Origin of the sequence: Paenibacillus sp. P32E (assembly GCF_001909085.1) — a bacterium.
Classification (GTDB): Bacteria; Bacillota; Bacilli; order Paenibacillales; family Paenibacillaceae; genus Paenibacillus_AQ; species Paenibacillus_AQ helianthi.
In genome coordinates, this window is the sequence record NZ_LVYY01000030.1 from 1 (window position 1) to 21,878 (window position 21,878).

At 50.0% G+C, this 21,878-nt stretch carries 13 protein-coding genes; 5 read left to right on the forward strand and 8 right to left on the reverse strand.

Annotation, left to right across the window (positions count from 1 at the left end):
* Positions 1–263: 263 nt before the first annotated feature.
* Positions 264–1,424, forward strand: a complete 1,161-nt coding sequence (locus A3848_RS22465) for an alpha/beta hydrolase (protein WP_074087110.1) — start codon at positions 264–266, stop codon at positions 1,422–1,424.
* A gap of 703 nt (positions 1,425–2,127) precedes the next feature.
* Positions 2,128–7,521, forward strand: coding sequence for a CBM35 domain-containing protein (locus tag A3848_RS31440; protein WP_083612298.1), 5,394 nt, complete (start codon positions 2,128–2,130; stop codon positions 7,519–7,521).
* A gap of 491 nt (positions 7,522–8,012) precedes the next feature.
* Here the strand turns inward: A3848_RS31440 and A3848_RS22500 are convergent, their stop codons facing one another.
* Genes A3848_RS22500 through A3848_RS22525 form a run of 6 tightly spaced genes read right to left on the reverse strand, consistent with a single transcriptional unit; the run spans position 8,013 to position 15,223 of the window.
* Positions 8,013–9,137: a DUF4432 family protein gene (locus A3848_RS22500; RefSeq protein WP_074087114.1), complete on the reverse strand. Its 1,125-nt coding sequence runs from the start codon at positions 9,135–9,137 to the stop codon at positions 8,013–8,015.
* Positions 9,127–9,834 (reverse strand): beta-phosphoglucomutase, encoded by a 708-nt coding sequence (gene pgmB / locus A3848_RS22505; RefSeq protein WP_256701727.1) that lies wholly within the window; start codon positions 9,832–9,834, stop codon positions 9,127–9,129. Before pgmB ends, A3848_RS22500 begins: the two co-directional genes overlap by 11 nt.
* Positions 9,815–12,073 (reverse strand): glycoside hydrolase family 65 protein, encoded by a 2,259-nt coding sequence (locus A3848_RS22510; protein ID WP_074087125.1) that lies wholly within the window; start codon positions 12,071–12,073, stop codon positions 9,815–9,817. Before A3848_RS22510 ends, pgmB begins: the two co-directional genes overlap by 20 nt.
* A gap of 52 nt (positions 12,074–12,125) precedes the next feature.
* Entirely contained in the window at positions 12,126–12,950 is an 825-nt protein-coding gene (locus A3848_RS22515) for a carbohydrate ABC transporter permease (protein WP_083609619.1), read from the reverse strand.
* Positions 12,951–12,970: 20 nt separating this feature from the next.
* Complete coding sequence (locus A3848_RS22520) at positions 12,971–13,846, reverse strand: carbohydrate ABC transporter permease (protein ID WP_074087116.1); 876 nt, start codon at positions 13,844–13,846, stop codon at positions 12,971–12,973.
* Positions 13,847–13,879: 33 nt separating this feature from the next.
* The gene (locus A3848_RS22525) at positions 13,880–15,223 is read right to left on the reverse strand and encodes an ABC transporter substrate-binding protein (protein WP_218618684.1); all 1,344 of its coding nucleotides are present in this window, start codon (positions 15,221–15,223) and stop codon (positions 13,880–13,882) included.
* Positions 15,224–15,540: 317 nt separating this feature from the next.
* Here A3848_RS22525 and A3848_RS22530 point away from each other — a divergent pair, with 317 nt between their 5' ends.
* Entirely contained in the window at positions 15,541–17,373 is a 1,833-nt protein-coding gene (locus tag A3848_RS22530; RefSeq protein WP_074087118.1) for a cache domain-containing sensor histidine kinase, read from the forward strand.
* Positions 17,366–18,988 carry a response regulator gene (locus tag A3848_RS22535; protein ID WP_074087120.1) on the forward strand — a complete coding sequence of 541 codons (1,623 nt, stop codon included), beginning with the start codon at positions 17,366–17,368 and terminating at the stop codon, positions 18,986–18,988. Before A3848_RS22530 ends, A3848_RS22535 begins: the two co-directional genes overlap by 8 nt.
* A 229-nt stretch (positions 18,989–19,217) precedes the next feature.
* Here the strand turns inward: A3848_RS22535 and A3848_RS22540 are convergent, their stop codons facing one another.
* Positions 19,218–20,636 carry an MDR family MFS transporter gene (locus tag A3848_RS22540; protein WP_074087122.1) on the reverse strand — a complete coding sequence of 473 codons (1,419 nt, stop codon included), beginning with the start codon at positions 20,634–20,636 and terminating at the stop codon, positions 19,218–19,220.
* A 116-nt stretch (positions 20,637–20,752) separates the two neighbouring features.
* Here A3848_RS22540 and A3848_RS22545 point away from each other — a divergent pair, with 116 nt between their 5' ends.
* A complete protein-coding gene (locus A3848_RS22545; protein WP_074087123.1) occupies positions 20,753–21,346 on the forward strand; it encodes a TetR/AcrR family transcriptional regulator in 594 nt (197 codons plus the stop codon).
* Positions 21,347–21,574: 228 nt separating this feature from the next.
* Here A3848_RS22545 and A3848_RS22550 read toward each other — a convergent pair.
* Positions 21,575–21,878 (reverse strand): glycoside hydrolase family 130 protein (locus A3848_RS22550; protein ID WP_483874434.1); only part of this gene is annotated, 304 nt, incomplete at its 5' end.

Consider the following 21,878-nt stretch of genomic DNA (forward strand, 5'->3'; position numbering starts at 1 on the left):
TTGGGGATAAGATTCAGCCTTCCCCGGGCGGCACAACGCTGACTTTATTTTTGCATATCTTCTTTTACAACAAAGTTAAAGGCTACTGCCGGGTGTCAATACCCAGGCAATAGCCTTTAACTTTGTTTTTTAGCGGTTTATAGTTTTTTATATTCTCTTTATAAACCTTTATTTTTCCTTTAAAGAAGCTTTATCTTTGGATGTAAAAATTACTTGTAGTAAAAAAACTACAATCACTGGAACTTGACAAGGAGGATGTCGAAATGTCAATTGAGTTCAGCCGCTGGCCCAATAACTACATGATGTCATACCAAGTTACCAAAGCTTTGGGTATGGCAAGCCTTGGTGCTACGGACGTCACCGAAATCTACGAGGCCTGCAAAAAAATCGATCCCGATGACAAGGATACGTGGCACAGGGAATGGCTCATCACCGCTCAGGCATTGGAAAGACACGGCAAGGAGGCCGAAACGGCCGGAAACTGGTATACCGCACGGAACTGCTACATTCGTGCCTGCAATTACTACAGAATCGCAGAGTATGCGGTGATGGATGATGACACCGAGAAAATCCGTATTTTTAAGAAGGTTAATGAACTCTTCGAAGCTGCCGGAAAGTACTTCGATGTCCGCCCGGAGAAAATCGAGGTCGATTACGAGGATGTCAAGCTGGAGGGATACTTCTTCTCCCCTTCCTGGATCAAAGGCCCAAAGCCGACCGTGTTTGCGCTTAACGGTGGTGACGAGTGGTCCATTGAAAATTATTTCTGGCTGGGTCCTGCCTTCATTTCGTGTGGATATAACTTTTTGGTCTATGACCAGCCCGGCACCGGCCTCTCGCTGTACGAAAAGGGAAAGGGGAGACGGGCGGACAGCGAGGCTTTCCATTCCCGGGCCATCGACTTCCTTCTAACACGGCCGGAAGTCGATCCCGATAAGATTATCGTGCACGGGGAGAGTTTTGCGGCTTACGACTCATTGCGATTCGCTTCGTTCGATCACAGGATTGCTGCCGTCATCTCCGACGGCGGTACGCATGCCTTCGACTGGAAAGCCATGCTTACATGGATGCCGCCAAGTCTGGCCGCACACGGCATGAGAATTCTGGGGGCAGAAAGCCTGGAGGATTTTGCGGGGAATCCGCGTTTTGCCTATGATCTTGAGGGCGTGCTCCACCAGATCGAATGTCCGCTGCTTGTCATGCATGGAGCGGAAGAGATATTGGTTCAGCCCAATCCGCTGACACAAGCCATGAAGAATTACGAGCAGGCGGGTTCGAAAAACAAGACATTCTACGCGATAGAGGATAGACGACTTGGCGGATTAGAACACTGTCAGGTAGACAACATCAACGTGATGCATGAGGTAGCGCTGAATTGGCTCTGCTCCATTGGGCTTGGGCCAGCTGCGCCCCGCCAATCTTAGGGATTGTCATAACATCATAAAGCAGTAGATTTATTGAAACATTTCCGGTGGAGCTTGTTCAGGAGTATCGTCCTTAGAATCCTGTACAAGCTCTCTCTTTATGGAGGAGTTAAAGGCTATGAGTATTTTATCAAAGAAAAAAAGCGGCAGTACGCCCGCTATACAAATTGACGGAGTGCACAAAAAATTTGGCGACTATATCGCATTCCTCTCACCACCGTACGTATTGTTCGGTATACGGCATTGCAACTGCATAAGTGCAATTTACGCAAACGCTCATATTGCTGGGAATCACAGACGCGCACGGTAAGGAGTTGAAGCAGTGTCTGCCGTTCTATTACCCGATTTGCTGATTCGGGAGACTTTGTTAACATATACCGAGTCTGCAGTCCAATAAACATAACACATCACTCCTCTCGAAATAAAAACTCTAAAATTTATTATTTGCTTGCTTCCTTTCAGCAATATTCACCCGGTAAAAATATCATAAGAAAACTAAAAAAAATACAAGAAAATCAAGTTTTCATTCAAGACTCTTCTTCGGTAATTATAATCCCTCAAAATATCGCAAAACATGATGCGGAAAAACGGTTCCGCTTTTATTTTATAATGAATGCGTAGCGCTACGCCAAAAAGTAAGCGGTTTCAAAAAAGAGGTCCGGATCTTTAAGGAGGAAAAAATTGAGCAGACAAGGAGATTACTATGAGGAAAAAAATTTTAATGATGTTGCCCTTTGCAATCATACTTTCAATATTGCTGGCAGGCATCTCCAGTGCAGAGGTAACTTCTAATTATGTTAACCAGCTTATGGGAGGTGCTGATCCTACCATTGCCAGGACTGCAGACGGCTATTACTATTCAGCTTTTTCAAGCGATAATAATATCACCTTAAAAAGGCATGAAACCATTCTCGGAGTATCCACTGCAAAAAGCAAGGTAGTCTGGAAGAAGCCCGATAATTTCGGATACGTGTGGGGTCCATACGTATATAGGCTGGACGGCAAATGGTATCTGTATTTCTCTTCTGGTCCGGAGGAGAGCTTCGGATATGGACATCCAAGCTCCTACGTCCTGGAGAACCCGTCTCCCGATCCTTTTGAAGGAACCTGGGAGCTTAAGGGAGAATCCGCCAATGCAGACAGCGATGGACAGGTTACGGTCAAGAAGGGACTGCTGAACACGCAGGGCTATGGTTTAGCATGCGGTGTTGTATCCATTAAAGGAGAACCATACTTCACCTATACCAAATATTACTATTACCCTGATCCTAATGATCCTGCAAAGACAAAATTTGACGAGAGCCCTACGATTGTCAAAATGAAGAACCCATGGACATTGGAAGGCGCAGAAGGTAAAGTGGCCCTGCCGCAATATGACTGGGAAAAGCATGGCGACAATATCAATGAAGGCGCTGCGGTCGTTGAAAGAAACGGTAGAATCTATTTCGCCTACTCGGCAAGCAGCTTTATGAATGATAACTATGCTGTAGGCGTATCCGTAGCTAATGCAACCTCAGATGTGATGAATGCCCAGTCATGGGTGAAATATCCTGAGCCGGTGATGAAAAGATCGGATGAAAACAGCTCCTATGGGCCGGGATCCCCCTTGTTCCTTAAGTCCGAAGACGACACCGAGGATTGGATTATGTATCATGGCATACCGACCCATGGACAAGGCGGCGGAAACAGAGGAATAAGAGCGCAGCGTATCTCCTGGGATGATAATGATTTCATCAATCTCGGAATCCCTTCCAATCCCGGCACTGTCCTGAACAGACCCTCCGGAGAGGAAAAAAGCGAAATTTATGAAGCCGAGGATGCAAAGCTCGCAGGAGTATCTAAAGTCATCGGAAAAAGCGGCTATGCTTCGGGCGGTGTATATGAAAAATACAATAACAGCAGCGGAAGTGATTATGTTGAGTTTACTGTAAACACTGCCGCCAAAGGAACCTACTCCCTGGATTTCAGATACAACAATAATACGGCGAATGCTATTAACATGAAATTAGGAGTCAATGGGGAAGCTGCCCGGGATCTTTCCTTTACTTCTAATGCAGGATTTGATGCAAACTTCGATATTCAATCTGCTTATAATATTAAGCTTAACGCCGGAAGCAATACGATCCGCCTCTCTGGCAAGAGCAATTTGGCTCTGGATTCCATGATTATCAAAAGAAGCAGCTTATATGAAGCAGAAAATGCCGGGCTGTCCGGAAATGCAAAGGTGGATACAGACCATCCGGGATATAGCGGAAACGGATTTATTGGGGGATTATGGACTTCAAATTCTGCGGTTACCTTCAAGGTAAATGCCGTCAGTGCAGGCAGCTATTCGGTTAAGCTGGGCTACAGCTTAGGGTTTAATGATGACAGGACCCTGAGTATGTATGTAAACGGGCACAAAATTAAGCAGGTAGACTTCTTCAGCCTAAAAAGCTGGGACAGCTGGGCCGACCGCTATGACAATGTTTTCCTTCAAGAAGGGGAAAATACGATCATGTATAAATACGATGCCGGCGACACCGGCAATGTCAATCTGGACTATATAACGGTTACCGATGCAACTACCTGGCATTATGGAGCTGAAGATGCCAAAACTGCGGGCGCGAATGACGCTGCAGTCGTTTACGCCAAAGACGGCAATATGGGGACCGGATATGTAACCGGCCTCTCCAGAGCGGACTCATCTGTAGAGTTTGCTGTAAATGTTGAGAATGCGGCGTCTTATGATGTGAAGCTGAGATATGCCAAAGAAGCTGCAGGTAAAACCTTAGGTTTGTATTTGAATGGCACTAAGATTAAAAATATTACTCTCCCCTCTACTGGCGGACTTACGGTCTGGAAGGAGCAGCTTGAGACGTTAAGTCTGAAAGAGGGAAAAAACACGATCGCTTATAAAAATGAAACGGATCATTCAGGCATTATAAATATGGACAGTATTCATCTTAACAAGCGGACTCCCTGGCGGTATCAGGCAGAAGAAGCAACCAGAGCGGGCAGCCTGAAGATTGCCAAAGATCACTTATGGTATGAAGGCAACGGATTCGTAGGCGGATTTGAGCAAACAGGCGATGCGGTCAAGTTTGAAGTCAATGTCCCCAATACAGCTGCCTATACATCAACACTGCGGTATTCCAGCGTACAGAGTTCTAATATAACCATGACAATGTATGTTAACGGACAGAGAATCAAACAAGTATCTCTACCTCCGACAGCGAATTGGGATACGTGGAATAACAGTACGGAGTCCGTAAACTTGAACGCCGGTAAAAATGTAATTGAATTCATCCGTGAACAAGGAGATACCGGAAGATTCAATATCGACAGTCTCACTATAGATAAGACCCTGGGCGGATTTATGAGTTCAACTGCCAAGAAAATCATTCCCGAAAAGATGGTTAAAATCCAGCCGAAACACAGCGGAAAAGCACTGGATGTGGACAAAGTTTCAAGTAATCCGCTGGCAGTAATCAACCAATGGGCCAATGGCGACGGCAATAATCAGCTATGGAGATTCCTGGATCTCGGTACAGGTTATTATCAAATCCAGTCGGTTCAAAGCGGTCTTGTCATCGACATTCTTCCCGGTTCAACCATACTGCAAATCTGTCAAAATACAAAAGCTTCCGGATCCATACCGGATACTCAACAGTGGAAACTGGAAAAAGACGGTGACTACTACAAAATAGTTAACAAAAGCAATAATAAAGTAATCACTGTAGAAGGAGCATCCTTTAGTGATGGCGCAAAGGTAAGGTTAGCTGATGACCAGGCGAAAGATAATCAGCGGATGAAAATAGAAATCCGCAATCTCAGCAATAGTGAAATCAGCGCTTTGACTGAGCTAAATGGAACCTTTGATATCACTTTTAACGCCAATGGCGGAAGTCCGGCCCAGACGGTTGTTCAGGCCGTGTACGGCGAACCATTGACTGCTCCGGCTGTAACAAAGGAAGGTTATGAGCTGGAGGGCTGGTACAACGATGCTGCGAAATGGGATTTTGCCGCCCAGACGGTGCCGGGTGCCTTGACGCTGACGGCGAAATGGACGCTTAAGGCGCCTACGGTGCAGATTGTCAGCGAAGGCTCGCTGCGGGCGGGATCGGCCGGAATCCTCCGCGCTGCCGGAACAGGGACAGGAACCCTGTCCTACACCTGGTATGTGGACCAGGGAGAAGGCTACGGCGAACCGGTCGGATCGGGCGACGTGCTGACGCTTCCGGAGTTGTCCGAAGCGATGAGCGGCTACCGGTACAAGGCCGTCGTGACGGGCGAAGGCGGCTTAACCGGAGAGCAGGAATACATCCTGCAGGTGCTTCCGGCCGATGCGGAATGGATAATTCCGGCATTCGGGACCGATCTGCCTTCTCTGCTTGACACTGTGGAAGGTGAACCGCTAATGCTGCTGGTTGAGCCGACAGGAGACGTTGAGTCTATCGAGTGGGAAGTGAAACACCCGGACGGCGGTGATTGGCTGACGGTCCCGACTGTTACCGGTGCGGTATACCGCTTCACTCCGGGAGTGGAAGATGACGGAACGCAGTACCGTGTGGTGCTGACCGGCAAAGCAGAGGTGAATTCGGTTCGTATCACTGGAACGGAGCTTAGGCTCAAGGTGTATCCGGCGCATGAAGTCCCGTCGGTCCAGTCGTTCACGGCAACCGGTAATCCGGTAGTGGAGGGGGACTCAGTTACCTTTACCGTTGTAGCCAACTCGGTATATGGAGAGCTCAGCTACCGCTGGCTGAAGAATGACCTTGTACTGGATGGTGCCAATGCCAACAGCCTGACTGTTGTGAAGGCCGGGGCTGCTGATGCCGGGGCATATAAGGCAGAGGTGACCAATACCCGTATCATCGGGGACCGTACTTATGTAGATGCGGTCAATACAAAGACGATTGAACTGACTGTCAACCGTCCTCCGGTAACGCCAACGGATCCTCCGGTGACGCCGACGAGCCCGCCGTCAACAACGGCGAATCCAGCACCAACACCACAGCCAACCGCAACGCCACGGCCTTCGGCTGCAGTCATTACAGCCGCCCAGCTGAGCAGTCCGGCGGTGAACGGGGTGGTTACTGTGCAGGTGGGGCAAGCGGCTGCCATTGAGCTTCCGGTGAATGCCGGGGAGCTGCTGGGAACAAAATCATTGCGTGTGCAGGGAGACGGAATAGAGCTTGTGCTGGCGCCGGAGCTGCTGAAGCAGCTGGCCGAAGCCATGCCTGCTGCTGAGAGCAGAGGTGCCAAGATCCTGCTGAAGGCAGGGCGGAAGGCGCTGGAGGAAGTTAAGCTGAAGACGGAAGCCGACGTAGCGCTGAAAGGCAGGCTGCTGGATTATGATCTGAGCCTGTCCGGAACGGATGGAGCGGTCCATCGGCTTGAGAAATATCCGGCTCCGGTAGGCCTCAGCTGGCCGGCCGATGGACTTGATCCGAGGCTGCTTGGCCTGTACCGTGTGGGAAGTGACGGTACACTCACCTACCTGGGCGGTGCAGCGGAAGACGGCGGATTGAAGGCGCTACTTGACGGCAGCGGCATGTACGCGCTGCTGGAGTATTCCAAGCAATTCAGCGATGTCCCTGTCACGCACTGGGCATTTGAAGCCTTGCGTGAGCTGTCTGCAAAACATCTGATCCAAGGTATATCGGAGCTGGCTTATCAGCCCGGCCGGAACATTACCAGAGCTGAATTCGTGCAGCTGATGTCGAACACGCTGCAGCTAAGCGGCAGAGGCACCACTTCCTTCACCGATGTTCCGGAAGGCGCCTGGTATCAGAACGCTCTCTCCGGCATGGTGCAGGCCGGTCTGATTACCGGCCGGACTCCGGAGTCCTTCCAGCCGAATGCAGAGATCAGCCGTGAAGAGATGACCGTCATTCTGATGCGGGCGTACCGGCTCCAGCATGGTGCCATTCCGGCCGCTCCGGTCAGCCCTCCCCTTAAGGATGCTGCAGACATTTCCGACTGGGCAGCGGATCAAGTGGCTGCAGCGACTGCGCTTGGCCTCGTGAAAGGACGGGCTGACGGTACCTTTGCTCCCCAAGCTCCTGCCACCCGTGCAGAAGCAGCGCAGATCCTGATGAATTATTTGAGATAAGCATTGACGAGAAACGGAGATTACCGGTTCTGCAAGGCATAAACAAGCGCTCCCCCTTACACTGTTCCAAGGGGGAGCGCTTCTTGTACCCTGTACCGCAAATATTTCAAGAATAATATGAAGACTATAACCAAACCAGCAACCGAACAATGGCTTAAGATCACTCGGTAAGGAAACAAATATTGTACATTTTGCAACTTGGATTCCTAGAGTGCAGGATTTTAAATAGTAAACGCACACCGGAAGCTTTCCGCAATAAAGCTCGCTATTTACAGCAGCAGTCGCCGGATTTCAGCCACAGACAGCGGGTTGATTTAAGAAATCTAGCGGCAACAGCAGCTGGAAGTCCAAATATACACTTTGATAAAAGCAAGCTGTGAGAAAAACCCGGCAGAAAACGAAAAACTAAATAACCAGTCGCCGCAAATCTACCGGTGACTGGTTATTTAGTTTCATTTAAACCTAGATGGAGTCTGTGTTCCTGGCGTAAGTCATTTTGCTGCACTTCGGATTAAGTGCGTAAGGGTTGTAATTTCCTGCGGATCACGTGTCGCCCCCAAGATGAACCAGCCGGTACTCTGGCCGCGGGGTCCGACATAGACCATCTCTCCGTCTATTGTTTTTTGCTTCATGGAATTAGGTCTGGTTTTACAAGGCTCCAGAGCATACATGCAGTCCCCGGTCGCCCGTTTGGCTATCAGTGAACGGGGAAAGCATTGCAGAGAACGAATCACATAAGCCGCGGCATCTTGTCCTGTGTTCACCAGCATCTCGGCCGTCAACTCCCGCCCCCCGCCTGCGACAGCGTGGTAGTCGCGGACCTGCGGCAGCGCGGCCAGCCCTTCCACGGGTTCAGGAATGTATTGATAACAGCGGATCGGGTCCAGCCTGCTCCCGGAATTGTAGACAGCTAATGGGTCTTCCTCCGGCGGGGCAGAATCGCGGAGCAACATTTTCCCGGGCGAGACCGGCAGAACATAGCTTCCGCCTCCCGACATGAAAACCCCCGCCAGCTGGATATGGTATCCGTCATCAACCGGTTGGGCGGTATCTGTTAAATTCCGCACCGTATCCTCCCGGAACAGCGCAGCTGCCCCGTAATTGGTTACGATGCGGATTAATTTTTCATACACAGGCAACGTTCCATACCCTCTCACTGGAACATTCCCCTCCAGGCAGATCTGCCGCTCATCCCAAATTAGCCGTACCGATTCCAGCAGCGCCGGGGAATAAGACCCTGTTCCATGGACGGTTCTTTCCTCATCCGGGGTGCCGAAGATTTCAGGCCCTATGGCAGCCACAGCCGCATAGAAGCCTGAATCCCAGCCCGAATGTTCATTATCGGTCAGATCGACGTGATCCGGATGCAGCAGATACCGCTCATCACGGTCCCAGCTGATTTTCTCAGCATCCAGCCTGATTTCCCCGATGTCCATTCCCCGTTCCAGAATCACGGTAAAGACAAGTCTGCCATTGGAAATAGTCAACAGGTGCATTTGCGAGCCGAAGCGGTCTGTAACAAGCGTCAGGGTAACAAAGCTGCCTTCCGGCAGCACCTGCGGAATGCCCGGCTGCAGCTGCGCCAGTGTCAATCCGGTTATCCGCTTATTGTCCATCCGTACGGTCTCCCCGTCCGGTGTGGCCGGTTACGCCTATATGGGTCAGCAGATACACGGGATTAAGCTGTTCAAAGCTGGTGATGGTAAGATGAGCGCGGACAAGCAGCCGCCCGTCTCCGATGCCAGCAACGCGCATGCCTGCCCGGATCGCACCTTCTACACCGGCGGCAGCATCTTCAAAGACAAAGCATGCGGCCGGCGCCACACCCAGCAGCCCGGCTGCCCGGAGGAATACCTCCGGGTCCGGCTTCGCCCTGACAATGGTGTTGCCGTCTACCACTGCGTCAAACAACGGCCTGATGTTCACCTTCTCCAAGATCAGAGGAGCATTTTTGCTGGCCGATGCAATCCCTGTTTTGATTCCGCATGAGTGTAATTGCCTAAGAAAGTCGGTTACACCGGGCAATACATCAGCGGGTGTAAGTGTTGCAAGGTACTCTGTGTACCACTCATTCTTCCGGGAAGCCATCGCCTCCCTCCGCTCCGGCGTTACCTCCGTGATCCCGCCGGCCCGAAGCAGAAGATCAAGTGACTCCATGCGGCTGACACCTTTCAGCTGCTCATTATCGCTTTCGCTGAAGGCGAATCCCAGCTCACCGGCAAGGCGCTGCCAGGCTTTGTAGTGGAATTTCGCGGTGTCGACAATCACGCCGTCCAAATCAAAGATGGCTGCCTCAAATGGTTGTGTCTGCAATTGCTTCCCTCCCGTCCAGCTTGTGTATTTCATAAGCACCTGGATGAAGGGTTGTCCGGTAGCGCTCTCCCCGCCAGGCAATCTGAAAGTCCAGCTCCTCCCAGCCCTCGGGCAGACGGGGCTCAAGCTGAAGGGTTTCACTCCACATTGCACTCTTCAAACCGGCAAACCCGTAAACGATAAGCTGCCACAAACCGCCGCAATTGGCGATATGAATTCCTTCAGCGGCACCTTTTTTCTCAGGCGAGAGATCAATAGCCATCACCCGCTGCAGGAAATCCGCAGCAGCCTCCTTCTGATCGAGCCAGGAGGCCACAATACCGTGAACCGCCACGGACAAAGAGGAATCATGAGTCGTGATCGGCTCATAATAGGCATAGGCCGCCTTCAGCTGCTCCCGGGTGAATTCCTGCGGGAACAGCAGCATTAATTCCAGAACATCCGCCTGCTTTAACGCCTTGGAACGATAATTGCGCTCCTGGGAAATGAAATGGCCGAAAGGCCTGGACTTGTCGGTCCAGACACTTGCAAAATCCACATCTGCATAGGAGGCGAAATCGTCGGATTGCGGAACAACTTCGCTCTGGCTGTCATACGGTAGCCTTAGCTTCTCCGCTGTGCGCCGGAAGAGCTCCCGTTCACCGGGGCGAATATCCAGCCGCTCTGCCGCAGTCGCATAGCTGTCCGGCATGCTGCCTTGCAGGCTGTCCAGACAAGCAACGGTCTGCTCCAGACTGAATTTGACCATACGGTTGGTAAAGGCATTGTTACGGGTAAAGGGCAAATATTCGTCCGGCCCCATAACGCCGAGCAGTTCGCAGGCCCCCTCCCGGTTCCAATCCACCCGGTCACACCAATAACGGGCCGTCTCCACCAGAATATCAATGCCGTAGCGCTCCAGAAATTCATGATCTCCTGTAGCCCTCACGTAGTGATATATCGCATACACTATATCCGCTGTTATATGAATTTCATGATCAGCATACTGCCAGTTGGCACATTGTTCTTCCCCGCTCAGCGAGGACTCCCACGCATACCGTGCTCCCTTGTATCCATAATTCTTCGCGTTGCGTCTGGCTCCATCGAGCGTATTGTAGCGGAACAGAAGCAGATTACGGGCGGCCTGCGGGTTAGTGTGCAGGTAGAAGGGCAGCAGGTTGATCTCTGTGTCCCAGAAATACCTGCCGAAATAGGCCTCCCCGGCATAGCCCTTGGCGCAGATCGCCACCCGCGCATCCTGCCCGCTATTTGCGCGGATCAGATGGTAGAGCGATGCCCGGACGCTTACCTGCGCTATATCATCTCCCTTAATACGGATATCAGCATGCTGCCATTTGCTCTTCCAGCTGTCAGTATGCCGCTTATACAGCTGCTCCCAGCCTAAATCGCGTGCGCGGCTGAGATGTTCATGCGCCCTGTCACAGACCGTTCCCTCCTCCCTATCACGGTCGGTTGTCACCGCAGTCAGCTTGGTGACAGTCAAGCGGTCCCCGTTCTGCAGCCTGCAATCCCCGCGGAGTGCAGCCATCGTCCGGGTATTGTCTTCCTGCCAGTTCATGGCTTCAGAGGCTTCCAGCGCAGACAGCATGAAGATCTGATTGCCCTCCTCTGTCAGCGTCTCGAGTGACAGGCTTCCTTCTGATTCTGCTGAGGGAACAATCCGGGCAAAATGATTCATTCCATTGGTGCGTACATCAGCCCGGAGGGTGGCCTTCACCTCCAGCCTGCCTTCGCCTGCCAGCACCTCAAGCTGTACCCGCTGGATGCAAAGATGGGTATCCGCCATACTGATGTAGCGGCTGTAGGTACATTGAAGCTGCATCCCCTCTTCCGTTTCCCATATGAATGCACGATGAAGGCTTCCATCACGCAGATCCAGCCAGCGTCTGTAGCTGCTGATCCGGCAGCGGTCCATATCCAGCCGCTCGCCGGCTGACCGGAATTCAAGTCCCAGAACATAAGGGAGATTGATAATCTCTTCCTTCAGCAGCGGATGCCGTCCCACAATGCCCGGAATATAGGTTCCCTGCTTGGACTTCAGGTGCCGTGGCTTCTCCAGCGTAACGTTATCAGGAAAGCGCAGGTAGTCCTCATCCTGGGGCGCATCACTGCACCCCTCCTCAAAGCTTCCACGGACATGCATATAGCCGTTTCCCTGGGTAAAGAGTCCTTCATAATGCTTGTGTAATCCGGCCTGATATCCGTTTTCCTTCAGGCACCACAGGTTTTCCTCATTCATCTGCAACCTCCTGGTTTCTCCGGTATCTTTCCTTTGGTTATCATCCGGTTCATCATCCCTTAACTGCTCCCGCAGCAAGTCCGGATACCACCTGCTCCTGCAGCAGGATATACACCAGGATACTCGGGATGATGACGACCATCGTGGCCGCAAACATGACGCCGTAATCGCTGGCAAACTGGCTTTTGAAATAATAGAGCGCAAGCGGCAGTGTGCGGCTTTGATTGCCCGTTGTCAGAATAATAGCGAATTGAAATTCATTCCAGCAGAGCAGAAACTGCATCACCCCAGCCGTGCCGAAGCCCGGCTTCGATATAGGCAATATAATTTTGAAGAAGGTCTGGATGAAGCTCGCACCATCCAGGTAAGCCGATTCCTCCATTTCCTTAGGAATCGTCAGGAAATAGCTTGATAGAATATAGAGCGAGACCGGCAATCCAAAGCCGGTATATACGATGATAAGTCCAATCAGCTTGTCGTACAGCCCGAGCGTGTTAACCGTCAAGTATAACGGCTGCAGCATTGCAGCGCCTGGAATCAAGAGCGAAAGGGAGAAGGCTCCCATCAGCAGCTTCTTGCCGCGGAATTGAAAGCGCGCCAGGACATAGGCTGCCATTCCAAGCAGAAGCAGATTGAGCACAGTTCCGAAGATCCCCACGATTACACTGTTGATGTAGAACCGGGATATCGGCGCTATTTTGAAGGCCATGGTGTAATTGGAAAAGCGGAAGCTGCTTGGCCAGCCGAGTGAATTGGTCAATATCTCGGCATTTGTCTTAAACGAAGCCAGCAGCACCCACAGGAACGGACCCAGCGATAACAGGACAATCAAGAACACAAACCCATATTTGAGTACAGCCAAACCTTTTTTCAACATTTCCACCCCATCCGCTCCATTCAGTTTTGGGAGCTGCCTATTCTGAACAGATTTCGGCACAGCAGGACAAAGATCAAGCCAAAGCCGATTAGAAAGACGCCCACTGAGTTGGAATAACCGAAGTTATTGTTCATGAGTGCGGTCTTGTAAATATAAATTGGCAAATTCATGGTTTCATTGCCGGGTCCGCCGCCAGTCGTCATCAAAATAATATCCATCTTCTGCAGCATGCTGGTTCCGGACAGAATCACGCAGGTGCCGATAATGTTGCGCAGCATTGGAAGGATGATGTACAGATTAATCTTGAAAGTGCTGGCCCCGTCAATGCGTGCGGATTCATACAGGCTTTCCGGAATCGCTGCGATTTCGGCCAGAATCAGAATGGTGACGACAGCCGCATAGGGTAGCCAGGTCATTGTGACAGAGAAGAAGGCTGTCGCATAATCCATGAACCAGTTCTGGGCATAATCGGCATTTCCAAACAAGCGGGCAATACTGTTCACCGCACCAAAATCAGGATTGAGCATACACAGGAACAACATACCCACAGCGGCCCCCGAGATGATGTTAGGGAACATGTAAACTGTTCGTGCAAACTTCCAGTAGAATTCCTTCATACTGAGAATAATCGCGAATATGGTGCCGATGGCAACGTGTACCGTAGACTGGAGTACAACCCAGACGAGTGTATTCAGAGCACTTTTGCGAAAATCGGTATCGTCACTAAACAGCTGTATATAGTTAGCGAGACCGTTAAACACCGGTCTTCGTCCGGCCGACCATTCCGTAAAGGACGTACCGAACAGAATGACAAGTGAGACGGCATAGACAATAATAAACAATGCTACTGTCGGCAACAGGAAAAGCGCGATATTTCCTCTATTTTTCCTAACCATCCATATGGTCCTCCCCAATCCTCAGCTTACAGTTTATTTATTTTTGGCAGCAATATCCGTCAGTTCCTTGGCAATTTCTTCTGCCGTTGCCCGGCCGGATATCAGCTTCGGATAAAGGTTCTTCCATGCATCTGTTACGTTCGGATACACGATGGAATCAAGCGTCCGGTAATGAAGCTGCGTCTTTTGGGCTACCATAATAGATTCAACTACAATCGGATATTTCTGCTTAAGTGCGTCCGAAGGCTGGATTTCATTCGATACCGGCATCACATTGCCGTATTCAAGCGCGATGGTCTGTCCCTCAAGCCCTGTCTTGAAACGAATGAATTTCTCAGCGGCTTCGCGGGTTTCCGGCGTTTTGGCTCCGATCATATAGCCCACCTCGTAGGTGGAAATCAGGCTGTTGTTCGGAAAAGCGGCAACTCCCACCTTTTTATCGAAACCTTCACTGGATTTGGTCGGATCGCTGAAGTCTCCGATCATCCAGGGACCATTTGCAATCATCGCCGCCTTGTTCTGGCTGAAGGCGTTCGCTGCGTTGGCGTATCCGGCTCCAAGTGCATCCTTGGTCGTATACTTCTCCAATAACTCCTTCATCATGTTAAGCGCCTGATTCATTTCGGGCGTATTGAAGTCGGTGGGGTGCAGTGTGTTCATGAACGCTTTGCCGTTGTCCCCGTTAGTGCCGATCATGGCAGCAAGAATCAGATTGGTCGTCCAGGCATTCTCCCCGGTCATGAGTGCGAGCGGAACAAAGCCCGCTGCTTTAAGCTTCTCGTTGTTGCTCATAAATTCATCCCAAGTCTCCGCCGGCTTGATCCCTGCCTTCTCAAACATCTCCTTATTGTAGAAATAACCGATGTTCTGCTTCTGATCGCTGATCGACCAGATCTTTCCGTCCCGGGTATTGGAGGATAGCGCATCTTCTCCGATGGCGGCCTTCCACTCCGGGTCCTTGTCTAAATAATCATTGAAAGGGGTTGCAAGATTTCCTTTGATCAAAACGTCATTAATTCCGTCCTTGCCCATGACGACATCCGGAACATCCCCGGAGGCTGCCAGAATCTTGATCTTGTCAACATATGCAGCGTCACTTGGAATTTCTTCAACCACAACCTCCACTTCATCACCATACTTGGCGTTGAACTGCTTGATTTGCTCTTCCTCCATCTTGGCTGACGCGTGAGTGCCGACCCGGAAGGTAAGATAAGAAATTTTCACAGGCGCCTTGGCCGCCGCGGCATTTCCCGGGCCCGCTGTTGCAGCCGCCCCGCTGTTCTCTGCCGAATTCTTTGATCCGCATGCCGAAATGGACATGGCTAGAATCAGCGTGCTTGCCAGAGCAAAGCCCGTTTTGTGCATTGGTTTCTTCAAACTAAATCCCCCTTAATAATGATAGCGTGATGCATGAGCGTAACCCTTCGGCCCATTGCAGTTTGTTACAGCTCTCATTGTAGAACAAAGAAAAAAGCGAATGAATTCGTTTTTCGGTATTATCTTTTATAAAATCTTGAGTAAATAGGGCAAGGCAGCGGGATGGATGAAAGGGATTTCAGATTTCTTTAACTCTTCATCGTTTTCTTTACCATATCGCCCGAACGTCTGAATTCCCTTCTGTTTGCCTATTCGCCGCAATAAAAAAATTATATAATACGCTTACTATAAGACTCATCAACCAAGGAGCAGTCTGCATGTCCAAAGAACATCTCCTTCGACGGCTCAGCCTTCGCCCCATTTCCGGATGGCTCTCCCGCATCCCGGTAAGGAATAAAATTGTAATTATCATCTTTCTTCTGATTCTTCTGCCGATGACGTTCGCTGGCTGCTATTTCTATTGGAACATTTCCCAGATTCTAACTAGGAATGCCAATGATAATCTGTCCCTTCTGATCCGCCAGACCAACGACAATATTGAGAAATCCTTTCAGATTATTGATAATACCTCCCTGCATTTCCTCTCCAATAAAATGTTAAGAAACTGGCTAATCAACGATGTGTCACTGAGCGATGACTTCTACAAGAAATTCATGAATAAAAGTGAAATGGAAGAGGATCTGAAGTACAGCCTTATGTTCAACAATGCTTGGAATATCAGCCTGCTGTCAACGGCCTATGTATTTTTTGATACGGACAACTATGTATCCGTTCTAAAGTCACCGCCTAACATTGAACAAATTAACAGGAACAATCTCGCTGTCTATCAATCGGTTAATGGCAGAATGGTCCGGGGTAAGGAAATTCTCACGCCAAGCCCCGGGGACCCCACCATCTATTTCACACGGGTGATGTCCAATATCAATCTTCCCCGGCAGCGTCTTGTGCTGATCTTTGGCACGAATGAGGCAGATTTAGCCGAAGAGTATTCCGCACTGCTCGCCTTTAAGGGCGCTATGGCCTACATTATTGATAGCCGGGGAACCATCTATTCAAGTAGCGATAAGCATGAGTTAGGTTCTATCGTTTCTCCTGATATATTGGCGCTTAAGGACAATACCGAGGTAAGTGACGTCAAGCTAAATCAGGAGACCTACCTGGCCGCTTCCCGCAGCATCGGTACAACCGGGCTTACTTTCATTGCAGGCATTCCAAGGAAACAGGTACTCTCCAAATTATCAGGGAGCATGTACAATTACATTTGGATCATCGCTCTGATTGCTTTCGTATCCCTCGCGGCAGGAATTCTGTTATCTCTTCGCTTTACACGGATCGTCCGTGATCTGCTGCGGAGCATCCGCAAAGTAAAGAAAGGGGATTACAACACAAGAATGCCAGCCTACAAGGATGTGGAGCTTAATCAGCTGAGTACCACCTTCAACAACATGACAGATGAGATCAACTATCTCATCAAGGAAGTGTATGAGAAGCACCTGCTGATCAGGGAGTCGGAGATCAAATTTTTACAAGCCCAGATGAATCCCCATTTTCTGTTCAATACGCTCATTACCATTGGTTACAAAGCGAAATTGTCCAAAGATGAGACCGTTTACAAAATGGTGACATCGCTTACTGAGCTGCTGCAGGCAAGTATTTATTCGAGCAGCCTGGCCAAAATCCCGATCCGGCAGGAACTGGATTTAATCAAATTTTATCTTTATCTGCAGAAAGAAAGGTTTGAAGATAAGATGGAGTATACGATCCAGATCGAGGATGAAGCGTTACTGGATCTGCTCCTGCCCAAGCTGAGTGTTGAACCCCTGGTGGAAAATGCTGTGGTGCACGGTGTGGAAAAAAAGCTGGGCAAGGGGATGATCCATATCCGCATTTACCGCAGAAACGATTCGGTCTATTTCGAGATCACGGACAATGGCATCGGATTTGAGCATGTTCCACGGGATTGGAATAATTTCGAGAATACCACCATACGCAAACAAGGCCACAACAATATTGGCCTGATCAACACGCATAAACGGGTGAAGCTGATCTACGGCGAGGCTTATGGAGTGGATGTTGAGAGCGAACTCGGTTCAGGCTCCAAAGTTACCCTTCACATACCAGCAGATTCGGGGGAAATTCCGCATGTATAACGTCATGATTGTTGATGATGAGCCTGTTATCAAAAAAGGGCTGCAGTGTTTTATTGATTGGGACGTTCTTGAGTGCGAGGTTGTTTGTGAGGCATCCAATGGGTTGGAAGCGGTAGAGATACTGGGCTATTATGATATCGATATTATTGTAACCGATATCCGCATGCCGGGGATGGATGGTCTTGCTTTATCGGACTATGTGCACCAGAACTTTCCGCAGACCAAGGTCATCATTCTTACTGCCTTCGCGGACTTCTCCTATGCCCAAACGGCCATTCAATATGAAGTGGTTGATTTTGTGGTCAAGACCAATCCGACCGAGCAGATTCCCCGGGCTATTGAAAAGGCAACTCGGCTGCTGGAAAAGGAGAGGGAGCAGACGCAGAAAGTTAGACAGTTGGAGAGCAAAATCAACGACAATCTGTCCGAAATCAGCGAGAAATTTCTGAAGGAAGCCGTAGGCGGCTTGATTAGTGATGAAGCAGGTTTATTCAGCCGCTCAAGAGAGCTGGGTCTGCAATTGGAGAACTATTTCGGGATCTATCTGGAAGTTAAGGATATGCCCGGCCTCCATGCAAATGCGGATGCCCCGGCGAATGACCATCACCGGTTCTTGTCGTCCATCCGCCAATTCCTTGCACTGGCCTTCGGGGAACGTCCCTCTTATATCATGACCATGGAGAAAAACACCTTGCTCGCTATTGTCTCCATGGACGGCGGCAATGCATCAGTATCCACACAAGCGCTGCTCACGATCAGTAATGAAATCCTTGCCATGGCAGAGAACTTCAGGCAGTACCATGTCAATATCGGCATCAGTCTGAACCACCGGGATGTTCTGACACTCAGGGTGGCTTATCTTGAGGCCAGAGAGGCACTTCAAGGCAGCTTCTATAACGATAATTATGTAGCTGTGTATATGCCCCATACGAATCAGACACTCACTCCCGGAGCTCCTCCCCATCATGCCGCAGAGCAAATTGCCGAACATCTACAGCAAGGACAAAACGATCTGGCGGTCCAGCATCTGGACCAGTTACTTGAGAGTTACAAGAGCATCAAAGAGCCGATAGAAAATGTAAAGGTAGCTTGTCTGCTTATCGGTTCCTACTGTTTCCGTCTGCTGAGCGCAAGCACACCCTTCGCACCGGAGCTGGATGAAAACCAATCCGCGGTTTACAAGCAAATCCAGGAGAGCAAGAGCATTCAGCTGTTAACAGACATCCTGGGGCGCCTGATCCACAGCTGCTCAAGGGCAATGGCGCAGAGTGACAAGCAGCCCAATTACATCGTTATAGAATGCCAGAAATATATAAGAGAGCATTACAACCAGAACCTGAATCTGCAGATTATTGCGGACCATATCCACATCAACAGCAGCTACCTCAGCCGCCTTTACAAAAAGGTAACCGGGGAGTCCATCATCGACGTGATCAACAAGTACCGGATTGATATGGCCAAGAAATTACTCAGGAATCCGGCGAGTAAAGTATTTGAAGTCGCGGAAGCCGTGGGCATTGAGACACCTGCCTATTTCACGCATGTATTCTCCAAATATACAGGGATGAGTCCCAAGGAATACAAGCTGAATTATTCACAGAACGAATTGGGATAACCCTCAGCAGATACGAATATCTTCCGTAAACGCAGAGCAAATCCCTTACTCTGGTAGAAGGAAATTAAGCTATACGACGTAGCTCTGCCACCCATTTACTTAATAAAGGGGCCAAACTCCGTTTGTTTAGATTTTTATTCGGGTAACAGCCATTCCCCTTATTTCACTAGATTTATACGAGTTATACAGTTTGCGCTCAGGGGCTATCACGAAGTGAATTCACTCGAATTTATCTTTTTATTCTCGGCAGAAATGCCGCCGGAATTAGCGCCAATGTAGAGAAGGCAATTGACCAGATAAACGTATGATTGAACGCAACAGCCACAGCTGCCGGGTCATGTGACAAGACTGAATTTAGCTCGTTCTGCAAAATAATAGCGATAACCGATACACCGAAGGCGCCGCCGATCTGCTGCATAATACGAGTGGTGCTGCTGGCATGCGGGATTTGCTGCGAAGACAGGCCAATATAAGCGGAAGCCATGACCGGCAGAAAAACAGCGCCTAATCCTGCTCCCCGCACGATCAATGCCGCGCTCAAATAATAATAGCTCGTATCTCCACTAAGCTGCGTAAGCGGCCATGTTCCAAGCATGGTAAGGACGGTTCCGACAAGAACGACGGGCTTCGAACCGATCTGATCCGTTAGTTTGCCGGCAAGCGATCTTGTCAGCAGCATCCCGACCCCTTGCGGAACGAGCAGCAGACCGGATAGAAGCACCGATTCGCCACGGACTTGCTGGAAGTACAGCGGCAGCAACAGCATTGCCCCGTAGGAGGTCAGGCCGGATAGAAAAAGCAGTGCCGCGGATACAGTAAAGGAACGCACACGGAACAGCCTAACATCGAGCAACGCTTCGTTTCCTTTGCGAAAGGCATAAACGACAAATACAACTAGAAGCGATAACCCTGCTATAACGGGAACGAGAACCGCAGCATGTCCAAAACCGTGACTCAAGCTCACTTCTCCAAGACCGTAAATAATGAGCACGATAGCTGGGGAGAGCAGCATCAGTCCCGGCAGATCCAGCCGCAACGTTCGGGTTCCGCGCTCTTCATTAGGCAGCTCTTTCCACGCCATAATGATGGCAACGATGCAGAGCGGAATATTTACAAAGAAAATCCATCTCCAGCTCAGATGGTTGATGATAAGGCCTCCCAGCACTGGCCCGAGTATCGGCCCAAGCAGCGCCGGTAAAGCCACCGTGGCCATCTTTTTGCCCATATTTCGTCCTCCAGAGGCGCGCACTGCCAAGGTCTGCATAATGGGCATCAGCAATCCCCCGCCGATCCCTTGAATGGTACGGAAAAAAATCAGGCTCTCCACGTTCCATGCCAAGCTGCATAGCACAGAACCGAGCAAGAACATGCCCAGCGAAAATAGCCACATAGGCTTGCCCCCGAATCGCTCCACCGCCCAGCCGCTGAAGGGAATGACCATAGCAAGCGCAAGCAGATAAGCGGTCATAACCCATTGAATGGTTGACACCGAGGTATTGAATTCCCGAACCAGCGTATTAATAGCCACATTCGTTATCGTCGTGTCGAATAGCGGAGCCAGAATGCCAACCATTAGAATCCACATCAATTTCTTCTCGGCTGCCTGCTGTTCAGCCGATTCAAGCGCTGTAGAACCTTGTTTTTGCATGTTGATTGCCTCCCTTTGATCGAAAAATAAGAAACTTTTGGTTTCTTATTTGCGTTTATGATATACTATCCCTATATGAAACGCAACGAATTTTTCTAAAGGAGTACGAGAACAACATGTCCAATTCTCAACACCCGGATAAATTGAAAAACAGACGCAGAGGCAAAGAGCTGGAAGCGGCTATCCTGCAAGCCGTACGGGAAGAGTTGACTGAACAAGGCTATTCTAATCTTACGATGGATGGAGTGGCGGAACGGGCGGGGACAAGCAAAGCCGTGCTGTACCGTCGATGGGCCAACCGCGCTGAGATTGTACTCGCGGCGATCCGGGAACGCGTGCCTCTCCCGCTGGAGGAGGTACCCGATTACGGGAATTTGAGGGACGATGTATGCAGCGTGCTTCAATCAATGAATCAGAACAACATCGAAGTGATGATCAAGGCCTTTTATGGGCTCGTAACGGAAATCGGCGCCATACCGCTCGCATCCTTATTATTCCCCCAAGGGCGTCATAACAGGACAATGACGATTGTACTGCAGCGGGCCGTTGACCGGGGAGAGGTGTCGGCCGAAGCCGTTACACCCCGGATGCTTACTTTGCCGGCAGATCTGGCCCGCCATGAGCTAATGCTGTATAACAAACCAATGTCCGAGCAGACGATTGCTAATCTTGTGGACGAAGTGTTCTTGCCGCTTGTATTGAAACGGTGATTACCAACGCCCGTCCTTCCGCAAAAATTCCATTTGATATGCAATGGGTGGCACAGCTGGGGTCTGAAAACAAAAATAACACTCCGAATTACGGAGTGCTAAGACCCCCTCATAACTTATAGGACTCATAAGTTCAACTGAGGGGCTCCGTTCATAGATTCATTCCTATTCTCAAATCCAAGCCCCATAAACACCAAAAGCCCCCCGCCCTGTTACTGTTCACCGATACTATCCCTCAATCTCCAAAGGGAACTCCCTCATATATTTAAGCAATTCATCCACGGTGGTAAAAGCAAGGCCCGTAACCGTATCCGCACACCCGTAGTAGATCGCAATCCGTCCTGTCGCGGAATCGGTCAAAGCCGCGCAAGGGAAGGTCACATTGGGCACATCTCCCACACATTCGTACACCATTTCCGGCCCCAGAATATAATTGCGCGAACGGGCTTTTACTTTCCAAGGCTGATCCAGATCCAGAAGCGCACAGCCCATGCGGTAAACAAATCCATTACATGTGTTGATTACGCCGTGA

Bases quoted from the DNA above. Each gene is read 5' to 3' on its own strand.
- A3848_RS22465 (WP_074087110.1), top strand. From the start codon at position 264: ATGTCAATTGAGTTCAGCCGCTGGCCCAATAACTACATGATGTCATAC.
- A3848_RS31440 (WP_083612298.1), top strand. From the start codon at position 2,128: ATGAGGAAAAAAATTTTAATGATGTTGCCCTTTGCAATCATACTTTCA.
- A3848_RS22500 (WP_074087114.1), bottom strand. From the start codon at position 9,137: ATGGACAATAAGCGGATAACCGGATTGACACTGGCGCAGCTGCAGCCG.
- A3848_RS22510 (WP_074087125.1), bottom strand. From the start codon at position 12,073: ATGAATGAGGAAAACCTGTGGTGCCTGAAGGAAAACGGATATCAGGCC.
- A3848_RS22515 (WP_083609619.1), bottom strand. From the start codon at position 12,950: ATGTTGAAAAAAGGTTTGGCTGTACTCAAATATGGGTTTGTGTTCTTG.
- A3848_RS22520 (WP_074087116.1), bottom strand. From the start codon at position 13,846: ATGGTTAGGAAAAATAGAGGAAATATCGCGCTTTTCCTGTTGCCGACA.
- A3848_RS22530 (WP_074087118.1), top strand. From the start codon at position 15,541: ATGTCCAAAGAACATCTCCTTCGACGGCTCAGCCTTCGCCCCATTTCC.
- A3848_RS22535 (WP_074087120.1), top strand. From the start codon at position 17,366: ATGTATAACGTCATGATTGTTGATGATGAGCCTGTTATCAAAAAAGGG.
- A3848_RS22540 (WP_074087122.1), bottom strand. From the start codon at position 20,636: ATGCAAAAACAAGGTTCTACAGCGCTTGAATCGGCTGAACAGCAGGCA.
- A3848_RS22545 (WP_074087123.1), top strand. From the start codon at position 20,753: ATGTCCAATTCTCAACACCCGGATAAATTGAAAAACAGACGCAGAGGC.